The sequence below is a fragment of the Candidatus Methylomirabilota bacterium genome (assembly GCA_028870115.1).
In the GTDB taxonomy this organism is placed as follows: Bacteria; Methylomirabilota; Methylomirabilia; order Methylomirabilales; family Methylomirabilaceae; genus Methylomirabilis.
The window spans coordinates 1-19,173 of the sequence record JAGWQH010000041.1 but is presented as its reverse complement, the minus strand read 5'-3'; the positions used below and the strand labels follow the sequence as shown (position 1 = coordinate 19,173).

General features: G+C 58.8%; 17 protein-coding genes and 1 tRNA gene. 6 read left to right on the top strand and 12 right to left on the bottom strand.

The window, feature by feature from the left end:
• Positions 1-8: 8 nt before the first annotated feature.
• The 3 genes from meaB to KGL31_04395 form a co-directional block, all read right to left on the bottom strand.
• Positions 9-974, bottom strand: a complete 966-nt coding sequence (gene meaB, locus KGL31_04405) for a methylmalonyl Co-A mutase-associated GTPase MeaB (GenBank protein ID MDE2321144.1) — start codon at positions 972-974, stop codon at positions 9-11.
• Between the two features lie 38 nt (positions 975-1,012).
• Entirely contained in the window at positions 1,013-2,164 is a 1,152-nt protein-coding gene (locus KGL31_04400) for an acyl-CoA dehydrogenase family protein (GenBank protein ID MDE2321143.1), read from the bottom strand.
• 66 nt (positions 2,165-2,230) lie between these two features.
• On the bottom strand, positions 2,231-2,725 hold the full coding sequence (locus KGL31_04395) for a heme-binding domain-containing protein (GenBank protein ID MDE2321142.1): 495 nt from the start codon (positions 2,723-2,725) through the stop codon (positions 2,231-2,233).
• Between the two features lie 450 nt (positions 2,726-3,175).
• Between KGL31_04395 and KGL31_04390 the strand changes: the two genes are divergently transcribed.
• Positions 3,176-3,391, top strand: a complete 216-nt coding sequence (locus KGL31_04390) for a hypothetical protein (GenBank protein ID MDE2321141.1) — start codon at positions 3,176-3,178, stop codon at positions 3,389-3,391.
• Positions 3,392-3,409: 18 nt separating this feature from the next.
• Here KGL31_04390 and KGL31_04385 read toward each other — a convergent pair whose 3' ends face one another.
• From KGL31_04385 to KGL31_04345, 9 genes are all read right to left on the bottom strand, one after another.
• The gene (locus KGL31_04385) at positions 3,410-4,435 is read right to left on the bottom strand and encodes a hypothetical protein (protein ID MDE2321140.1); all 1,026 of its coding nucleotides are present in this window, start codon (positions 4,433-4,435) and stop codon (positions 3,410-3,412) included.
• Positions 4,436-4,669: 234 nt separating this feature from the next.
• Positions 4,670-5,713: a phenylalanine--tRNA ligase subunit alpha gene (gene pheS / locus KGL31_04380; GenBank protein MDE2321139.1), complete on the bottom strand. Its 1,044-nt coding sequence runs from the start codon at positions 5,711-5,713 to the stop codon at positions 4,670-4,672.
• 75 nt (positions 5,714-5,788) lie between these two features.
• Complete coding sequence (gene rplT / locus KGL31_04375) at positions 5,789-6,148, bottom strand: 50S ribosomal protein L20 (protein MDE2321138.1); 360 nt, start codon at positions 6,146-6,148, stop codon at positions 5,789-5,791.
• Between the two features lie 18 nt (positions 6,149-6,166).
• Entirely contained in the window at positions 6,167-6,370 is a 204-nt protein-coding gene (gene rpmI, locus KGL31_04370) for a 50S ribosomal protein L35 (protein ID MDE2321137.1), read from the bottom strand.
• A gap of 15 nt (positions 6,371-6,385) precedes the next feature.
• Positions 6,386-6,877 (bottom strand): translation initiation factor IF-3, encoded by a 492-nt coding sequence (infC, locus tag KGL31_04365; GenBank protein ID MDE2321136.1) that lies wholly within the window; start codon positions 6,875-6,877, stop codon positions 6,386-6,388.
• 10 nt (positions 6,878-6,887) lie between these two features.
• On the bottom strand, positions 6,888-8,957 hold the full coding sequence (thrS, locus tag KGL31_04360; GenBank protein MDE2321135.1) for a threonine--tRNA ligase: 2,070 nt from the start codon (positions 8,955-8,957) through the stop codon (positions 6,888-6,890).
• A 129-nt stretch (positions 8,958-9,086) separates the two neighbouring features.
• A tRNA-Val gene (locus KGL31_04355) sits at positions 9,087-9,161 on the bottom strand.
• A gap of 120 nt (positions 9,162-9,281) precedes the next feature.
• Positions 9,282-10,658: a sigma-54-dependent Fis family transcriptional regulator gene (locus KGL31_04350; GenBank protein MDE2321134.1), complete on the bottom strand. Its 1,377-nt coding sequence runs from the start codon at positions 10,656-10,658 to the stop codon at positions 9,282-9,284.
• Between the two features lie 19 nt (positions 10,659-10,677).
• The gene (locus tag KGL31_04345; GenBank protein ID MDE2321133.1) at positions 10,678-11,967 is read right to left on the bottom strand and encodes a hypothetical protein; all 1,290 of its coding nucleotides are present in this window, start codon (positions 11,965-11,967) and stop codon (positions 10,678-10,680) included.
• 406 nt (positions 11,968-12,373) lie between these two features.
• Here KGL31_04345 and KGL31_04340 point away from each other — a divergent pair, with 406 nt between their 5' ends.
• The 5 genes from KGL31_04340 to KGL31_04320 form a co-directional block, all read left to right on the top strand.
• Positions 12,374-15,853 (top strand): molybdopterin-dependent oxidoreductase, encoded by a 3,480-nt coding sequence (locus KGL31_04340; protein ID MDE2321132.1) that lies wholly within the window; start codon positions 12,374-12,376, stop codon positions 15,851-15,853.
• Positions 15,854-15,942: 89 nt separating this feature from the next.
• The gene (locus KGL31_04335) at positions 15,943-17,070 is read left to right on the top strand and encodes a dehydrogenase (GenBank protein MDE2321131.1); all 1,128 of its coding nucleotides are present in this window, start codon (positions 15,943-15,945) and stop codon (positions 17,068-17,070) included.
• Positions 17,071-17,081: 11 nt separating this feature from the next.
• Positions 17,082-17,939 (top strand): hypothetical protein, encoded by an 858-nt coding sequence (locus tag KGL31_04330; protein MDE2321130.1) that lies wholly within the window; start codon positions 17,082-17,084, stop codon positions 17,937-17,939.
• An 87-nt stretch (positions 17,940-18,026) separates the two neighbouring features.
• The gene (locus tag KGL31_04325) at positions 18,027-18,764 is read left to right on the top strand and encodes a molecular chaperone TorD family protein (GenBank protein ID MDE2321129.1); all 738 of its coding nucleotides are present in this window, start codon (positions 18,027-18,029) and stop codon (positions 18,762-18,764) included.
• A gap of 165 nt (positions 18,765-18,929) precedes the next feature.
• A partial coding sequence (locus tag KGL31_04320; GenBank protein MDE2321128.1) for a hypothetical protein occupies positions 18,930-19,173 on the top strand: 244 nt, incomplete at its 3' end.

The window sequence follows — 19,173 nt, the reverse complement described above, 5'->3', positions numbered from 1 at the left end:
ATCACCCCCTACAGGCCGATCTTGGCGAGGACTTGTTCCACAGCGGTATACGGATCGAGCGCGCGATCGGCGATACGAGCGATCAACTCCTTCATCCCCCCGTTTCGATCGAACTGCTCCAACACCTTGGTCGTGAGCGTCTCCTGTAACAGCGTCCGAAATGTACGCTCACTTCGCTCCCGCCCCTTCTGCTTCCGCAGATCACGCTCATCCATAAAGGCCCTGTGCTCGAAGATCGCATCCAGGAGCGCTGCGACGCCTTCCCCCGTGGTGGCGACCGTCTTGAGAACTTTTGGAGACCAGCCGGCGCCCTCCGGCCTGCCTGTGCGTGGCACGCAGACAGGCGCCATCTGCAGCATCATCTCAAGGTCGGTGGCGATCCGGTTCGCGCCCTCCCGGTCGGCCTTATTGACCACAAACAGGTCGCCGATCTCCAGGACACCCGCCTTAAAGGTCTGCACTTCGTCGCCGAGGCCCGGAACCGAGACCACCACGCAGGTATGCGCCGTTCCCACGATCTCCACCTCATCCTGGCCGACTCCTACCGTTTCGATCAGAATGATCTCTTTCCCTGCCGCATCCATAACGTCCACGATCTCGTTGGTGGCGCGGGCCAGGCCGCCCAGGTGGCCTCGCGTCGCCATGCTGCGGATAAAGACGCCAACGTCAAGGCTGTGGCTTTGCATTCGGATCCGATCTGCCAGAATCGCCCCTCCGGTAAACGGGCTCGTCGGATCCACCGCCACAATCCCCACCGTCTTGTCGCGTTTTCGCAGCTCCTCCGTGAGCCGGTCCGCCAGCGTGCTCTTCCCGGAGCCCGGCGGACCGGTGATCCCGATGATGTGAGCCGAGCCGGTGTGGGGGTAGAGTAACTTCAGTGCAGCCCTGGCCTCGGCATCGCCGTTTTCGATCATCGTCATGAGGCGGGCCGCCGCACGTACATCACCCTTCAGAATTTTTTCCACCAGCTCCATGCGTTACCGCACATCGGGCGCAGCACCCCGCGCCGTCTTTATACATATGCTCGACCCAACAGCTCGCGGGCGATGATCAGTCGCTGGATCTCCGAGGTCCCTTCGCCGATGGCGCAGAACTTGGCATCGCGGAAATAGCGCTCAACCGGGTGTTCCTTGATGTAGCCATAACCGCCGTGGATCTGAACCGCCTCAGTGGCGGCCTTCATGGCTACCTCCGCGGCGAAGAGCTTGGCGTACGACGCCTCCTTCGTGAACGGCTGACCAGCATCTTTCAGGTAGGCGGCCTGCAAAACCAGGAGCCTGGCCGCGTCGATCTCGGTGGCCATATCCGCCAGTTTCCATTGAATCGCCTGGAAGTCCGCGATCGGCCGGCCGAAGGCCTGTCGTGCTTTGGCGTACTTCAGCCCCTCCTCCAGACAGCCGCGGGCAATGCCCACGCTGAGGGCGGCCATCCCGATCCTCCCCGCATCCAGGATCGTCAACGCATCAATAAAGCCGTGGTCCAGCTCGCCCAACAGGTTTGTCCCCGGAATGCGCACGCCTTCCAGGATAACTTGGGCCGTATCGGAGGCCCGAAATCCCATCTTGTGCTCTTTCCGGCCGACCCGCAACCCGGGCGTCCCCTTCTTGACAATAAAGGCCGAGATCCCCTTTTCCCGCGCCGCCAGATTAGTGCGCGCCATAATCACGTAGATACCCGCCACACTCCCCTGGGTGATGAAGTTCTTCGTCCCGCTCAGCACCCATTGATCCCCTTCACGTGTCGCAGTAGCCTGCATACCGGCTGCATCGCTTCCCGACTCAGGCTCTGTCATCGCCCACGCGCCAATGGCCTGCCCACCGGCCAGTTGGGGAAGATAGTCCCTCTTTTGAGCCTCACCTCCGAAGAGGTAGATATGGTTACTGCAGAGCGAGTTGTGCGACTCTACGGTCAACGCGACCGATGCATCGAACCGCGCAAGCTCCTCAAGGATCACGGTATAGCTGATGTAGTCCATCCCCGAGCCGCCGTACTCTTTGGGAAGAAGGATGCCCATCAGTCCCAGTTCCGAGAGCTTTCGGACGATCTCAGCCGGAAACGTCTCTCGCTCGTCGAGATCGGCAGCGACCGGCGCGACCTCCCGCTCGGCAAACTCCCGGACCATAGCCTGGATGGCTCGCTGCTCCTCGCTTAGCTCGAAGTCCATCCTTCGCCGCTCCGGTGTTGAGATCTGGCCGCCACGGTTGTTGAAAGGCGCGCGTCTGCCCGTGTTCTATTCATCCTCGTGAACGGGGAAGAATCGTATCGAGTCGGACACCTTCTTTTTACTCTTCTGTTCGCTCTTATGCTCGCTGCCGAATGTGGCAACCAATCCTGGGATGAACGCCTGCTTCTCGGAATCCGTGAGTCTTGCCGACGGGTGTAGGATGGTATAGCGTGTAGGCGGCATGTAGCCGCTTCGGACAGCTTCTGCAGCCTCGTCAGCTTCATTCTCCTCGCGTCCCCATTCTGATACATTGAGGACGGCGCGACCTTTATCGATGTCGCGTTTGATGATCCACGTAATCGGTGCGACGACGTCGTACCACGGCAAGACGGTTTGATTACTGTGACAATTGCCACAGGCGCGGAAGAACAACTCTCTCGTTTTGGGGCTGTCCCATTTCGGCTCTGCTTTCACAGGAAGGTTAATAGTCGCTCGACCCCAGGGCATGAACTGAATACCGATGAAAATCACAACGGCTTCCCCGATGGCCAACATGGCCATGACCTTTTTTACCCAAGATGTATGCTTCGCTTCTTGCGTTTCTTCTATCTCTTCCTTCTCTTCCATAGAGCTCCTCCACAAATAATGACAAGTGGGCTAATGCTCTCGTTGAGTGGCTTGCATAGCGCCAGTAGAGAAAATAGGAAAATGAGGCGTAGCCCGTGTATGCCATCAATCGTTATGTCTATTGATGCGCCAGCGACTCATATTGAATTGCAAACAAAGTAAAGCAATCTTCGCATTATTGCAAGTAGAGCTCCTCATCCTCCAACAGAAGTCGAAAGAGACTGTACGGATCACCGACGCCCATGGGGCGATCGCAATCCCATAATGTAGTATATCCAACGCTTCTTTATATTGCGTCACCAAAGGTTCATGGGCGAAACGATGCTTTTGTAGCTGCGGTGTTCTGGCTCATGAGAATGATCAGACGAAGCGAACGTTATAGGCGTGGAAGAAGCGGATATCTTTGATGTCGGCTTTGAGCATGGCGATACGCGCGAGCTCCAGCCGTGGCACAGCAGTCTAACTTGGAGAGACGGGGTGTCCCAGGCGCGCGCGGCCCACGAGTGTTCGGAGTTCCTCCATCGACTCATCGAGCCACCGTTTCCTGAATTCGATCTCCTTTTGGTCTATCAGGCGCCCCCGCATCGCATCAACAACTGAAAGTGAGTCAACAGGCTCCTACGGCTGAGTTCGGGTTTTTGCCTGTTCCATTGCGATCTGCTCAATATGCGCCAGGGCCTTAGCGCCAGAAGCGCCCTCGATGGCCTTGACCGCAATCTCCTGAACCTGCCGCTTCGCCTCCTCGAGGCGCTTCTCGACCGATTCGATATACGTGAGCTGCCTCGACACAGTTTCCTGAAGAGATGTAACCTGTAATGCCGCCACACGCCGCTCGGTCTCTGCATCTTTTGCCAACAGCGCGATCTGTTGCTCATGCCGCCGCTCGACCGACTGGACCGCCCCCGCAACAGCCTGCTGGACCTCTCGCTGGAGCCGTCCCGGGAACTCTTCGACCTCCTTCGACAACCGAGCGAACGCGGCTTCTTTCTCCTTCAACTCCGCTTCTCTCGACTGCCAGCTCTTTTCCAGAGTGTCCTGCCTCTCACGGTTCTTCTTTTCGAGCAGGCGCATCTCCTCCTCGTATTTGTCCTGCGCCTTCTTGCGGTCCAGCGCCTTCTTGTATTCGTACTCCTCGACCTCGCGTTGACGTTGCTTCTTTAGGGTATCCTCATACTCCTTCTGATCCCGTTCTCGCTGTCGATCCTGTTCGGTCCACGCCGCCTTCGCGGCTGCGATCTCGACTTCCAAGATCTCCTTCTGCTGTTGGTATTCCTTCACGAGCATATCCAGAGCCGTTGTGGCCACGTCGATCTTGTGCAACTTCTCCAGTTCCGTTTGTTCCAAAGCAATGGCCTCGCGGACCGATGCCAGCGTGTTCACCTCACGGACCAGCTTATCAGAGAGACCGGAGAGAAACCTGGAGATCTCCACATTCAAGCCCGTGATCCCCTGGGCCACCCCTTCTACGGTGAGATCTGAAACGACTTGGCGAATATCCTGCTCCTTCTGTTTTACAATCGCTTCGGCTTTCGCAGTCGATGCCTCCTTGGCCGCTGCGACCTCTTCAACAATCTCCTCAAACTCCCGTTTGACCTCGGCCTTTGATCGTTTTGGTTTAGCTGACGGCGATTTCGGCGTTGCCATGAACAGACCTCCCTCCATTCACGGATCCTGGGATGTTACGACAGTCTACTCGCTCTAAGCGTCGAACTCTCGGCCGCCACATTGGGGTTCCCGCAGTGGCCGGAACTGTCTCCTACATAAGCCGGCACGGTAAGTCCTAAACTACACTCCTGCGATGCTTACCGCGACAGCAGATTATGCCAGCGGTGGAACCATGTCAAGCAGTGGATGTGTAAGCGCGAAGGAAGAGAGGTCTCAGGGGAACTGCTGGAGGAAGCGAAGGTCGTTGCCGTGGAACAGGCGGATATCGTCGATGCCGTACTTGAGCATGGCGACGCGCGCCGGGCCCAGACCGAAGGCGAAGCCGGTGTAGCGCGCCGGATCGTACCCGACGCGCGCCAGGACATTCGGATGCACCATCCCCGCGCCCAGGATCTCGAGCCATCCGCTCTCCTTGCATAGCCGGCACCCAGCCCCCTTACAGCGGAAACAGTCGATCGACATATCGACGCCAGGTTCGACGAACGGGAAGTAGTCGCACCGAAAGCGGATCTTCCGCTCTTCGCCGAAGAGACGGCGCACAAAGGCATAGAGCGTCCCCTTCAGGTCGGCAAAGGTAATGTGCTCATCAACTGCCAGTCCTTCAATCTGGTGAAACTGGCTCTCGTGGCTGGCGTCTATTGCCTCGTATCGATAACACTTGCCGGGCACCACGACGCGGATCGGCGGCTTGGTCTGTTCCATGATGCGAATCTGCATCGGCGAGGTGTGCGTTCTGAGCAGCATCGGTTTGTCGGAACGGGCGCTGGCCGGATCGATCCAGAAGGTATCCCACATCTCCCGAGCCGGGTGATCCTCGGGAATATTGAGGGCCTCGAAGTTATAGTAGTCCCACTCCACCTCAGGCCCCTCGACGACGGCGAATCCCATCTCCGCGAAAATCTGACAGATCTCACGGATAATCTGAGTAAGGGGATGTAAACGGCCTACAGTCGGCCGCCTCCCAGGCAGGGTAACGTCGATCCGATCTGCCGCCAGCAGTTCATCGCTCGGGACTGATTCCAGGACTGCACGTCTGGCCGCGATACGCTCCTCAATCGCCTGCTTGACCTGGTTGGCCAGCAGCCCGATCGCCGGCCGCTCCTGCGGGGGAAGCGTGACCAATTGTCGAAGGATCGCCGTCAATCTAGCCTTACGGCCGAGGTACTGCACGCGCGCCTGTTCGAGCTGGGCCGAGTCCGCGCTCTGCTCAATCTGCGTGAGCGCCGCCGCCTTCAGATCCTCCAGTTCCTGCCGCAATGCCTCCACCTCTCCCCCACAACAACAAGCCCCGACACGGGTCGGGGCTAGTCTGGGCAAACCATATCGCGATCCTCAGGCTGCCAACTGCTCCCGGGCAGTCTCCGCCAATTTGGTAAACGCCGACGGATCCTGGATGGCCAGATCGGCCATGGCCTTCCGGTCTACCGCCACACCGGCCTTCTTAAGGCCACCCATCATGGCGCTGTACGACAGCCCGGATAAGCGGGCCGCCGCATTAATTCTGATGATCCACAGGCTGCGGAACTCCCGCTTACGGGCCTTTCGATCGCGATAGGCGTACCGCTTTGCCCGATCGACCGCTTCCTGCGCGCTCCTGTATGCCTTACTTCGTTTTCCAAAGTAGCCTTCTGCCTCTTTCAGAACCCTGTTCCTGCGACGTCTCGTCTTGAATCCACCTTTTGCGCGTGGCATCCTTCCCTCCCAGTCTCCTCACTTCCCCAGATAGGGAATCAATCGCTTCATTCGGGCCGTATCCTCCTTGGACACCAGACCCGGCTGACGCAGATTTCGTTTTCGCTTCCTCGACTTACCGGTCAGCAAGTGGCTTTTTGACGCTTTGTAGCGTCTGATCTTGCCGGTTCCCGTCACCTTGAACCGCTTGGCTGCCCCTTTCAGTGTTTTGATCTTCGGCACCGTCGCTCCTCCCTGTCAATGCTTTGGGGTGAGGATCATCACCATATTCCGGCCCTCCTGCCTGGGGTACTGCTCGATCGCAGCGACCTCCTGGAGCGCCTCCGCAAAACGGTCCAACTGCGCCTTCCCGCGCTCGATATGAACCATCTCCCGGCCCCGGAACATCAGGGTCACCTTGGTCTTATTCCCCTCCTTCAAGAAGCGCTCGGCGTGTCTGGCCTTGAATTGAAAATCATGATCATCGGTCTTGGGTCGGAGCTTAATCTCCTTGATCTGGATGACCGTCTGCTTCTTTCTCGCCTCCCGCGTCTTCTTGTTCTGCTCGTACCGATACTTCCCATAATTCATGATCCGGCAGACAGGCGGCTTGGCGTCCGGCGCCACCTCTACCAGATCGAGCGCGAGCTTCTGGGCGGTCTCAAGGGCCTCCTGGATCGGCAGGATCCCCAGTTGCGCCCCCTCCGGACTGATCACCCTCACCTCTTTGATCCGAATCCGCTCGTTCACCCGAACACTTCTACTGATGGATGCTCCCTCCTTCATATGAAGCCGGCACGGCGGCCTTCAGAGCCGGCTTGAGTTCCTCTTGAATCGCGGCTGCGAATTGATCGATCAGCATAACACCCAGATCCCGCCCGCCGCGCTTTCGCACCGAGACAGCGCCTGAAGTGGCCTCTTTTTCCCCTACCACAAGGATATAGGGGGTTTTCTGCACCTCCGCATCCCGAATCTTGTAGCCGACCTTCTCGTTCCGCACATCCACTTCCGTACGTATCCCTGTAGTCCTGAGTTGCTCGGAGACCTGTTGGGCATACGGCTGGAAACGATCCGCCACCGGCACCAGCCGCGCCTGCACCGGCGCAAGCCAGGTCGGGAAGGCGCCGGCATGATGTTCGACCAATACTCCAAAAAACCGCTCCAACGATCCGAGGATTGCGCGGTGCACCATGAAGGGTCGATGCGGTCGGTTGTCCTCGCCGACATAGGTAATGTCGAAGCGTTCCGGCAGGTTAAAATCGAACTGGATCGTAGTACACTGCCAGGCGCGGCCCAAGGCGTCTCTTACCTTGAGATCGATCTTCGGCCCATAGAAGGCGCCGCCCCCGTCGTCAACCTGATAGGCGAGGCCGGCATCGTCGGCCGCCCGGCGCAACGCTTCAGTCGCGTCATTCCAGAGCCCATGATCCCCGATCGCCTTCTCCGGTCGCGTGGCGATGTAGGCGTCATACCGGTCAAAACCAAAGCTGCCGAGAAAGGACAGACTGAAGCTGACGGCGCGGGCTACCTCGCTCACCATCTGCTGCGGCGTGCAGAAGATATGCGCGTCGTCCTGAGTAAACCCCCGAACGCGCAGGAGCCCATGGAGCACACCGACACGTTCGAAGCGATAGACCGTCCCCAACTCGGCAAACCGTACCGGCAGTTCCCGGTAACTGTGGACTTTGGATTGAAATAACTTGATATGAAAGGGGCAGTTCATCGGCTTGACGTAATAGTCGTTCCCTTCCATCTCCATTCTCGGATACATGAACTCCTGATAAAAGTCAAGATGGCCGCTGGTTTCCCACAACTTCGCCCGGCCGACGTGCGGCGTATACACAAGATCATAGCCGTTCTTGAGATGCTCCTCACGCCACAGATCCTCAATGAGCTTCCGGACTAACGCCCCTTTCGGATGCCACAGGACCAATCCACCGCCAATCTCATCATGGATGCTGAAGAGGTCCAGTTCGCGGCCCAGACGCCGATGGTCCCGCCGCTTCGCCTCTTCCAGGAGAAACAGATGCGCCTCAAGCGCCTCCTGTGTCGGAAACGCGATCCCGTAGATTCGGGTCAGCATCGGTCGCCGCTCGTCGCCCCGCCAGTATGCGCCGGCCAGATGCGTCAGTCTGAAGAAGCGGATCATCGATGTGTCCAGGACGTGGGGACCGCGACAGAGATCGATGAAATCGCCGGTTGTGTAGAAGCTGGCCCGCTGCGCCGCCGGGTCCACCTCATGCGCCAGCTCATCCTGCCCTGCCGGTGCGCTGCACGCAGACAGGTCGGCGGCTCCACATGCAGCCGTCGCCCGGTCACGAATGGTCTCCAAGAGCTCGATCTTATACGGCTGGTTCAGCGCCGCTGCCTTCGCAATCGCCTCATCCAGCGGGACCTCAAGCCTGACGAACGGCAGCCGCTGCTCCGAGATCTCGCGCATCGCGGCCTCAATGGCCGGCAGATCGTCCTGGGTGAGCGGGCGAGTCGGCTCGATGTCATAGTAAAAACCGTCCTGGACGGCCGGACCGATCGCAAATTTTGAGCCAGGCAGAAGCTTCTGCACGGCGGCTGCCATCAGGTGAGCGGCGCTATGCCGAAGCATCGACAGGCCTTCCGGCGACGTGGTGCTGATTAACGTCACGTGCGCATCTGCCTCGATGGGACTGCAGAGATCCACGAGACGGCCGTTGACGGTCGCGCCGATCGCCTCTTTCCTGGCTGCCGGATCCACGGCCTCCAGCACCGCCAGCACCGTCACACCGGCAGAGAATTCGTATCGCCGTCCGTCGTCCAGAGTGACAACAATCGATTGGGTTCGGGTCTCACTCACGCGCTGTCTCTGTCTTTGAACAGAACAGGGCACCAGCAACGATATGATGCCCTTTTCTGCTTAGGTGATTCTAACCGGCACAACAACCTGCCTGCGTACCACGCACAGGTCGCCGGGTGCCGCAAGCAATGGTAGGCGCGGGCGGTCTTGAACCGCCGACCTCTTGCGTGTCAAGCAAGCGCTCTCCCCCTGAGCTACGCGCCTAAATAGCCTCACCGCCTTCGCGGTCAACGACGCATATCTTCAATCACTTAGGCCCATCCTGTCAAGGGAAAAGGCGACCTTCCTCACCTATCATTGCACGCGACCCTGCGGGCCGGACCGCTACGAGAGCTTGATCCCATACTTCTTCATCAGGCGATGAACCGTTTTCCGATCCACACAGGCGGCCTTCGCAGCCTGCGAAATATTGCCGTCATGTCGCTTGAGGAGATGGATCAGATAGTCCCGCTCAAACGAGCCGGCCCATACCTCTTTTGCCCGCTTGAGCGGCAGCTCATTCGGCGAAAGTGGTGAGGCAGCCTCGACCTTGACGCGGATCTGTTCCGGCAGATCCTGTGGCTGGACCAGCTCGTATTCGGCCAGGACCACGGCTCGCTCCATAACATTCTGCAGTTCGCGGACGTTCCCAGGCCAGTTGTGCGCCTCTAAGAGCTGCATCGCCTCCGGCGTCACGCCTTTGACCTCCTTCCCGCTGCCGGCCGCATACTTTGTGAGGTAGTGATGCGCGATCAACTGGATATCTCCCGTGCGATCTCGCAGGGGCGGCAGCGGAAGTGAAATCACATTCAGGCGATAGTACAGGTCTTCCCGAAATCTGCCCGTGGCGACTGCCTGGGCTAGGTCGTGGTTGGTGGCCGAGATGACGCGCACGTCCACCTCGATGATCCGGTTGGACCCGACCCGCCGTACCTGACGTTCCTGCAGAACTCTCAGCAACTTCGCCTGAAGATTCAGGCTGATATCGCCCACCTCGTCCAGGAAGATAGTCCCACCGCTGGCAAATTCAAACAGTCCGGGACGGGTAGCCTGCGCTCCCGTAAATGCGCCCTTCTCGTGTCCGAATAGCTCGCTCTCCAGCAGGTTCTCGGGAAGCGAGACGCAGTCAACGGGAATGAACGGACCTGCCGCCCGGCGGCTGTTGACATGGAGGCTCCTGGCTATCAGCTCTTTGCCGGTCCCCGTCTCACCGATGATCAGGATATTGGCCTCGCTCTTCGCAACCTTCTTAATGGTCTCAAAGACCTGAAGCATCGGCAGGCTCCTGCCGATGATGTTGTCGAAGCGGTGAGTCTCGGCGAGTCGCTCCAGGAGTCGTCGGTTCTCTTCCCGCAAACGACGCTGACCCATCGCCCGCTCCACACACACCCTGAGTTGATCGGCCGAGAACGGCTTAGGCAGGTAGTCGAACGCCCCCTCTTTGATCGCCTCGACGGCGGTCTCGATCGTGGCAAAGGCGGTGATCAGGATCACGGTCGCTTCGGGATCGATCGCCCGGATCGCCTGAAGGACGCCTAGGCCGTCAAGGCCAGGCATTCGAAGGTCTGTGAGCACCAGGTCGGGCCTCTCCCGATCGTACAGCATGGCCACCTTGTCGCTCTCGGCCTCGGTCATCACATCGTAGCCAAAGCGGGTGAGAAGCCTGGCGCAGTTCTCGAGCATGTCCACCTCATCATCGATCACGAGTACTCGACCTAGCATCCTGTCCTTTCTCTCATCCTCACACGTCCCCCGCCGGCAACGTCATGATAAAGGTGGCCCCTTTCCCCGCCTCGCTATGGACATCCAATCTCCCCCTGTGCTCTTTGACAATTCCGTAGCTGATCGAGAGGCCCAACCCTGTACCGGTCTTCTTCGTGGTGAAGAATGGGTCAAAGATCTGCTGGACAAGCACATCGGGGATTCCCTCTCCGGTATCAGCGATCAGAATCTGCACGCTTGCCTCGTCTGCCGCTAAGCGGCTCTCCACGCGGATGCGACCGCCCGCGGTCATCGCGTCGCGAGCATTTGTGAACAGATTGAGCAGCACCTCCTCCAGTTGGCTGACGTTCCCCATCACCTTCGGCAGTGAAGGAGCGAGGCGCCGCTCCAGAACGATCTGTTCCTTTTCAAGTTGCCCCTCGATCAGCAGCAGGGTCTCCTCGATGACCCCATTCAGGTCCAGGGGCAGCAATTGCCCGGTGGCAGGCCGGGAGAAGGACAACAGCCCTCGCGCCACGCGAGCCGCCCGCTGCGCATGCTTCTCGATCACCTTCAGGTCATCAATAAACTGCTTCGGAACTTCCGTTTCATGCGCATCCATCAGGGCCAATTCGACGCGGGAGGTGATAATCCCAAGAGGATTATTGATCTCGTGCGCGAGACCCGCTGAAAGAGTTCCCAAGGCACTCAACTTCTCGGCCTGGCGCACCTGTCGCTCCAGGGCGACGCGCCTGGTCACGTCTTCCTCCAGCTCGCGATTAACGGCTTCCAGCTCGCGTCGCCCCCGCCGCTCCCGTTCGGAGAGGATCACGAGAGGCACCACCACCAGAATGATGAAGCCCAACCGTAGAGAGACGATGCTGGCGGAGGTCGGCTGCCAGGTAGGCCAGATAGTCATCACGTATAAACAGGAGGATGAGACCAGCACCGCAACGCCGCGCCGGAGGCCATAATAGTAGGCCTGCAGGGCGGCGATCAAATAGAGCGCCAGAAAAAAAGGACTCTCGACACCGCCGGTCAGTCGAATCAGGACCAGGGAAAAACCCAGATCGATCACCAGGACCAGGAGGTTGAGTCGCCTCATCTGCTCCTGGTGGGTTACAATCCAGGCGTACAGAAGGATGCAGTATAGTGTGAAGGCGTACAGTAAGAGGGTAACCGTACCTCGCTGGGGTTGGGAAAGAGGGGTCAACGAGAGCCATCCGTAGCTCGCAATGATGGCCGCAACTCGGAGGGCCGCGAAATCGTAAATCGGAGAGGGCGGATGGCTTCGCGTCAAGAGACCAAGAATGCTATCGTTTGCTTTCATTGGCGTTTCTTTTGTCTCCGCGATGACTCCCATGATACGAGTGCTGAATCAGTAGTATTCTAATCTCTTCAAAAGAGGCTGGTCAACTTCTATGCTACGCCTTCCTCCTTAGCGAACCCGATCCATCCCATCTGGTTGCTTGAAGAACTGGGACTTTTGTGAGTTATGTGGGGCATCACAACCCCAGCATACACCGGTTAGATCTTAATAAGTTACAGGCAGCTCCTTAAATGTGGGGAGGTGCCGCCCCATTACTCATTGCTGTTAGCCATGCTCCTAGCAGCCGTCCCGTAGCCGGATAATCACTCGAAAGCCTCTCGGGCGGGCGATCTCCCGATGGAGGCCGTCCAGAGCCGGTTGTGGCACGGCGATTGCTGACCTCAAATTACCAAACAAGGAGGTGGCCATGAGACGCAGACTTTCTCGGCGCGGCTTTCTCAAGCTGGCTGGTATGGCCGGACTCGGCGCGGTATTGATTCCTGAGGATCTGTTTGCGCAGTACCGTTATCTGGCCCCGGTGTCGGTGCCCAATCCCCTGGCCGCGTATCCCAACCGCGACTGGGAGCGGATCTACCGCGACATCTTCCGCACCGATAAGACCTTTGTCTTTCTCTGCTGTCCCAACGACACGCACAACTGCCTCCTCAACGGCTTTGTCAAAAACAACGTCCTGGTCCGGATCGAGCCTACCTACGGCTACGGCAAGGCCACTGATCTGTATGGGAACAAGACCAGTCATCGCTGGGACCCGCGCTGCTGCCAGAAGGGCTTGGTCCTGGCCCGTCGCTTGTATGGCGACCGCCGCATCGATGGGGCCTTCATCCGCCGCGGGTTCAAGGAGTGGGTAGACAAGGGGTTTCCGCGCGATCCGATGACCGGGGCGGCGCCGAGGGATCTGATGCAGCGAGGCTGGGATCACTGGGTCCGGGTCTCGCACGAGGAAGCCTACGCCTACCATGCCAAGGCGCTGTATAACATCGCGAGAACCTATTCCGGTGAGCAGGGCAAGGCGTACCTGCTTGCCCAGGGTTACGACCCGGATATGGTTGAGCAAGTGGGCGGGGCCGGAACCCGCGTCATGAAATTTCGCGGAGGAATGGCCCAGCAAGGGGCCGTACGAATCTTTGGAGCATTCCGGATGGGGAACAGCATGGCGCTCCTGGACCACCACATCCGGGAAGTCGGTCCCCAGGAGGCCAAAGGGGCCGGCGCATGGGATTCCTATTCGTTTCACACCGACCTCCCGCCGGGGCATCCGATGGTCACCGGTGATCAGACGAATGACTTCGAGCTGTTTGACGTCGAAAACGCCAAGCTGGCGGTGATATGGGGAATGAACTGGATCACCACCAAGATGCCCGACAGTCACTGGATGACAGAGGCGCGGCTTAAAGGCGTCAAAATCGTGACCGTGACCGTCGAGTACTCCGCCACCGCCAGTAAATGCGACAACGTGGTGGTTATTCGACCGGGCACAGATCCAGCCTTCGCCCTGGGTCTTGCCCAGGTAATAATAGCGGAGAAGCGCTACGACGCCGACTTCGTCAAGCGGTTCACCGATCTGCCTACGTTGATCCGAATGGATACGTTGCAGCGCCTCGCAGCCAAAGATCTTTTCCCGGGGTATCAAGAGAAGGCCTGGCAAAACTGGACCCAGATGGTGCCCAAGGGGAAAATCCCTCCGCCCACCCCACAACAAAACGGTGTGCAGGTGCCGGAGTATCTGGCACACGATTTGGCCGATTTCGCCATGTGGGATGCGCGCGCCAATCGTCCTGTGGCCGTGGGCCACGACGATCTTGGCGCGCACTTCACCAAGCTGGGGATCGATCCGGCCCTCTCGGGAAGCTTCGATGTGACGTTGGCCGACGGCCAAAAGGTCGTAGCGAGACCGGTATTTGATCTGATCCAGGAGTACCTCAATGCCAACATGACCCCGGAGCTCTGCAGCCGGCTCACGTGGGCGCCGAAAGATGCGATTCTGACGTTAGCGCGCGACATCGCCGCCAGCGGCGGCAAAACACTCATCGCCTGCGGCATGGGACCCAACCAGTTCTGGAATAACGACAACAAAGATCGGGCCATTTTTCTGGTTCTTGCGCTGGCAGGCAGCCTGGGTCGCCATGGGGGGAATATCGGCAGCTTCTCCGGCAACTACAAGAACACTCTGTTGTCCGGGATCGGTCGCTGGACAATAGAAGATCCGTTCCAACTCCAATTGGATCCCACGGGCCCGATCATAACCCGTTACTACCTTCGGCCTGAATCGATGCACTACTGGGCCAACGGCGAGCGGATCATGAAGGCGGGGAGCAAAAAGATTACGACGGGCGCCCATCTCCCCACGCCCACCAAGAGCATCTGGCAGGTCAACTCCAACTCTAGCCTGGGCAACCAGAAAGGCTTTTACGATGTGGCGTTCAACACCTTGCCGCGCGCCGAGCTGGTGGTCTACAACGATTGGTGGTGGACGGCCTCATGCGAGTTCAGTGATATCGTCTACGGCGTGGATTCGTGGATGGAGTTCAAGTATCCCGACATGACTGCCTCCAACACCAATCCGTTCCTTCAGGCCTATCCACGCACGCCGGCTCGCCGCGCCTTTACTACCGTGTCCGACAATGACACCTACCTGGGGGTGGCGCGCGAGCTGGGCAGGCTCACCGGCGATCCCCGCTTTGAACAGATGTGGCACTTCATCGCCGCCAACCGCGTCGAGGTTTACCTGCAACGCATTATCGACGGGTCTGCGCCCCTGAAAGGGTATCGCTTCGAAGAGTTGGAAAAGCTGGCGAAGGTCGGGATTCCAGCCCTCTTGAACACGCGGACCTACCCGCGCATCAACAGCTTTGAACAGGTGCAGGAGTCCAAACCCTGGTATACCAAAACGGGTCGCTTGGAATTCTACCGCCCGGAGCCCGAATTCATTGACGCGGGAGAAAATCTGATCGTGCATCGCGAGCCGTCAGAGGCCACCTTCTACGATCCTTGCAGCATCGCGGCGGCCCCTCATCCGGCGATTCGGCCTAAGCGACCGGAGGACTGGGGGATCACGCCGGATGATCGGAGCCACACCGCCCGTCAGATGCGCAATACGATCTATACCGTCGCACAGTTGCTTGCGTCGACACACCCGTTGAAGGATCGCGGGTGGGATCATGTGTTCCATACGCCAAAGTACCGCCACGGGGCTCACACCATGCCGATCGACACCGACTTTATGGCCGCGCTCTTTGGGCCCTTCGGCGATATCTACCGGCGTGATAAGCGAATGCCCGACACCGGCGAGATGTATGTGGACATCAATCCCGACGACGCCAAGGCCATGGGAATTCACGATGGCGATTATGTATGGATCGACGGCGATCCGGAGGAGCAGCCCTTTCGCGGCTGGAACGACCCGAAGCGAAAGGAAGAGTACAAGGTAGCCCGACTCTTGGCGCGTGCGCGCTACTACCCGGGCACCCCACAAGGCATCACGCGTATGTGGTTCAATGGCTACATGGCGACGCCGGGTTCGGTCAAGGCGCACGAAACCCGACCGGACGGCATTGCGAAGAACGCCGAGACCAACTATCAGGCCCTGTTTCGATACGGCGGCCATCAGAGCCTCACGAGGACCTGGCTCAAACCCACGCACCAGACCCACACGCTGATCTCCCGCAAGTCCTGGACCCACGAAATCACCAGAGGATTTAACGTGGACGTGCACTGCGTCACCAGCGCCCCAAGGGAATCGCTCGCAAAATTTACGAAGGCCGAGGACGGAGGTCTCGGCGGTAAAGGGCTATGGCGCCCGGTGACGTTGGGGCTTCGACCGAGCACCGAGAGCGACACCGTGAAGCAGTACCTGAGGGGCGGGTTTGTGAGACTGACCAAGGCATGACACCAGTATTCAGCCAACAGCTTTCAGCAGCAAGCAATAGCGCTTGCACTGATAGCTGACTGCCGGCAGTTACCCCTGGGAGGATTCTGATGCCGAAGGTATACAACTGGCAAATCAGCCGCGAGATGGAGTATCCGTATGAGGGGATAAGGCCCCATAAGCAGTTTGCCATGATTATGGATACCAACAAGTGCATTGCGTGTCAAACATGCACGGTAGCCTGTAAGACGACCTGGACGCCCGGACGCGGTCAGGAGTATATGTTCTGGAACAACGTGGAGACGAAGCCGTACGGGTACTACCCGCTGGGATGGGACGTTCGTATTCTCGAGAAGCTGGGCGTGCAGGATATGCGAGCGTTTCCCTACCAGGGACAGACCCTGTTCGAAGCAGCGCCCAGCGGGGAACGTATTCTCGGATATCTGCCTGATGACCTGGACTATGCCAACCCCAACGTAGGTGAAGACGACTCCTACGGCAACATGGCGCAGGGCGCCTGGTTGCAGATGCCCCACATGCAATGGTTGTACTATCTGCCGCGTATCTGCAATCATTGCACCTACCCGGCCTGTCTGGCCGCCTGTCCTCGTATGTCGATCTACAAACGCCAGGAAGATGGGATCGTGCTGCTGGACCAGTATCGCTGCCGCGGCTACCGCGAATGCGTGAGAGCCTGCCCTTACAAGAAGGTCTATTTCAATTCCATGACCCGCGTCTCGGAGAAGTGTATTGGCTGCTATCCGGCCATCGAAAATGGACGGCAGACCCAATGTGCCATCACCTGCATCGGCAAGATTCGCCTGCAAGGGTTCATCTCACCCCCGGACAAGGCGAGAGAAGATAACCCCTTGGATTACCTTATCCATCTGGCGAAGGTTGCCAAGCCGCTCTATCCGCAGTTCGGCCTGGAGCCCAATGTGTATTACATCCCCCCGGTGCACGTGCCCCCAGCCTTTCTGTATCAGATGTTCGGCTGGGGCGTTGAGGAGGCGATCGCCACCTACCGCAGCGCCTCCGAGAACCTCAGGCTGCTGGGCGCGCTCCTCCTCTTCGGCAGCACCCCGGAGATCATCTACCATTATAAGATCGAGGGCAGCCACGCGCTCGGCTATGACGAAAAGGGTACCGAGGTGGCGCGGGTACCGATGAATGAACCTATTCACATCCGAGCTGCCTACGACGAACAGTTTCAAACCTTTCGCACAAATATCTCGTGAGTGAGGAGATCATGAACAGACGGTATCACCTCAGTCCGTTGATATTCGCCGTCTTGACATTGAGCCTCGCGGTGGCAGCCTCTCCTTCCGACGCGGAACTGCTTCAAGCGATCCGTGTGAAAGATCAAGGGCATCTGACAGATCTCCAGGCAACATTCTGGAAACAAGCGCCGGCGGTCAACGTCACTATGCTGCCGCAGGTAATCGCCATCCCCAAAAATCCCAATGCGTCCGTCAGATCGCTCAGCGTGAAGGCTGCACACAACGGACAATGGCTCGCGATCCTGTTGGAATGGAAAGATCTTACAATGAATGACCGTATTGTTTCGGATAAGTTCGCGGACCAGGTGGCTGTCGAGCTGCCGGTCCGGTACAGAAAAGACGCCTTACCCAGCCCAATGATGGGGGACCCCGGGGGAAGGGTGATTATCTGGCAATGGCGGGCGGCGTTCCAGCGCGACGTCGATAAAGGCGAGCCGACAGTGCGGGACCTCTACCCCAATACCCTGGTGGATATCTACCCCGACCAGGTACTGAAGGCGATTGACGTTGGACCGTATACGGGGGCCTTAGGTCTTGACAACCCGATCTCGCGACATAAGCAATCACCCGTTCTCGATCAAATAGCGGAGGGTTGGGGCACGATGACCGTTCACTCCGACCAGCAGGCGGACGGCAAGGGTGAGTGGAGAGACGGTGTCTGGCGGGTCGTCATCACCCATCCGCTGGTCGGTGTGAGTGAGAACCAACCTCGTCTTCAGCCTGGCGACGAAACCGTCATCGCATTTGCAGTGTGGGATGGCGGCAATCGGGAGGTCGGAGCACGCAAGGCATGGTCCACCTGGATCCCTTTCAGATTAGCCAAGTAGAACATCCTGAATCGCCGGTCCTGGAGTCCGAGATCGAGGATCTCAGATCGATCATCTTTTGACTGTAAGCAGGAGATGGAGATCAAGATGCCGGATACCTATAGCGTGGTAAAGCAGGTCTCCACCGCATTGTTCCGTAGCGTTGCCTTTCAAGCGCTGGCCCTGGGATTCGCCTACCCTTCCAACGCCGTCGTACAACAACTGAAAGCACGGTGGAGCGCGCTGCTGACCGGTTCGCGTCCATGGCCGACGGGGGTGAAGCAGCCCTTTCAGCACGCCAACAGACTCCTCCTCAGTACGGATGAAGAGACGCTCGAACCCGAGCATGTCCGCCTCTTTGGCCCGGTTGCACGCTGCCCTTTGTACGAGACCGCCTACGGCGATGCCGGGCGTCTCCTGGGCCGATCGGCGAGCCTCGCCGATATAGCCGGTTTCTACTTGGCGTTCGGACTGTGCCCCACTACTGGCGATACTCATCGTGAAGATCATATCGGCCTTGAACTTGAGTTCATGAGTCTCCTGACCTTAAAGGAGGCATACGCCGTAGCAGAGGGGTGGCAGGAACCCATGGAGATCACCCGCACGGCTCAGCAGCGGTTTGTTCAGGACCATCTGGGGACGTGGATCGACGCGTTGACCGCGCAGTTGAGCCTATGCAAACCTCATCCGTTCTACGCCACCCTAGGAGAATCGCTATGCGCCATGGTGCGTGCCGAGGTGATACGCCTGCAGGTGTCGCCCGTACCTGTCGGCGGTCCGGTTGTCGATACCCTGATGGGGGATGATTCTCTGCAGTGCCCATACGCTCCCAGTAGCCAAGGGTAGCATAGCGATCCTTTTTTGATTACGTCGGTCCACTCCTTACCCCTAGCATCTATCCTCCCCCCTTCCACCTGGAACAAGAGTTGCTAGGTGTGAGACGAGAGCAGTGCCCGGCCACGAGGAGCGGGCGCCGCCCACCCCACCAGGGAGGACGAGGATGGACCGACGATGACGCGCACGCGCAAGGTCCGGTTTAAACCGCTGGGCATCACCATCGTGTGTGACGCGACCGAGCCGATCCTGCAGGTCGCCTTGCGCCTCCAGCCACCCCCCTCCCGCAAGCCGAAGGCGATCGTCGTGGGGGCCAAGTATACCTTCACCGATCTGGTCGGCGCCTCCGCCGCCTTCCGCAATGCCACCAAGATCGGCCTGATTGCCGCCGGCAATACGCTGTCGGTCCTGATCGCGGGGG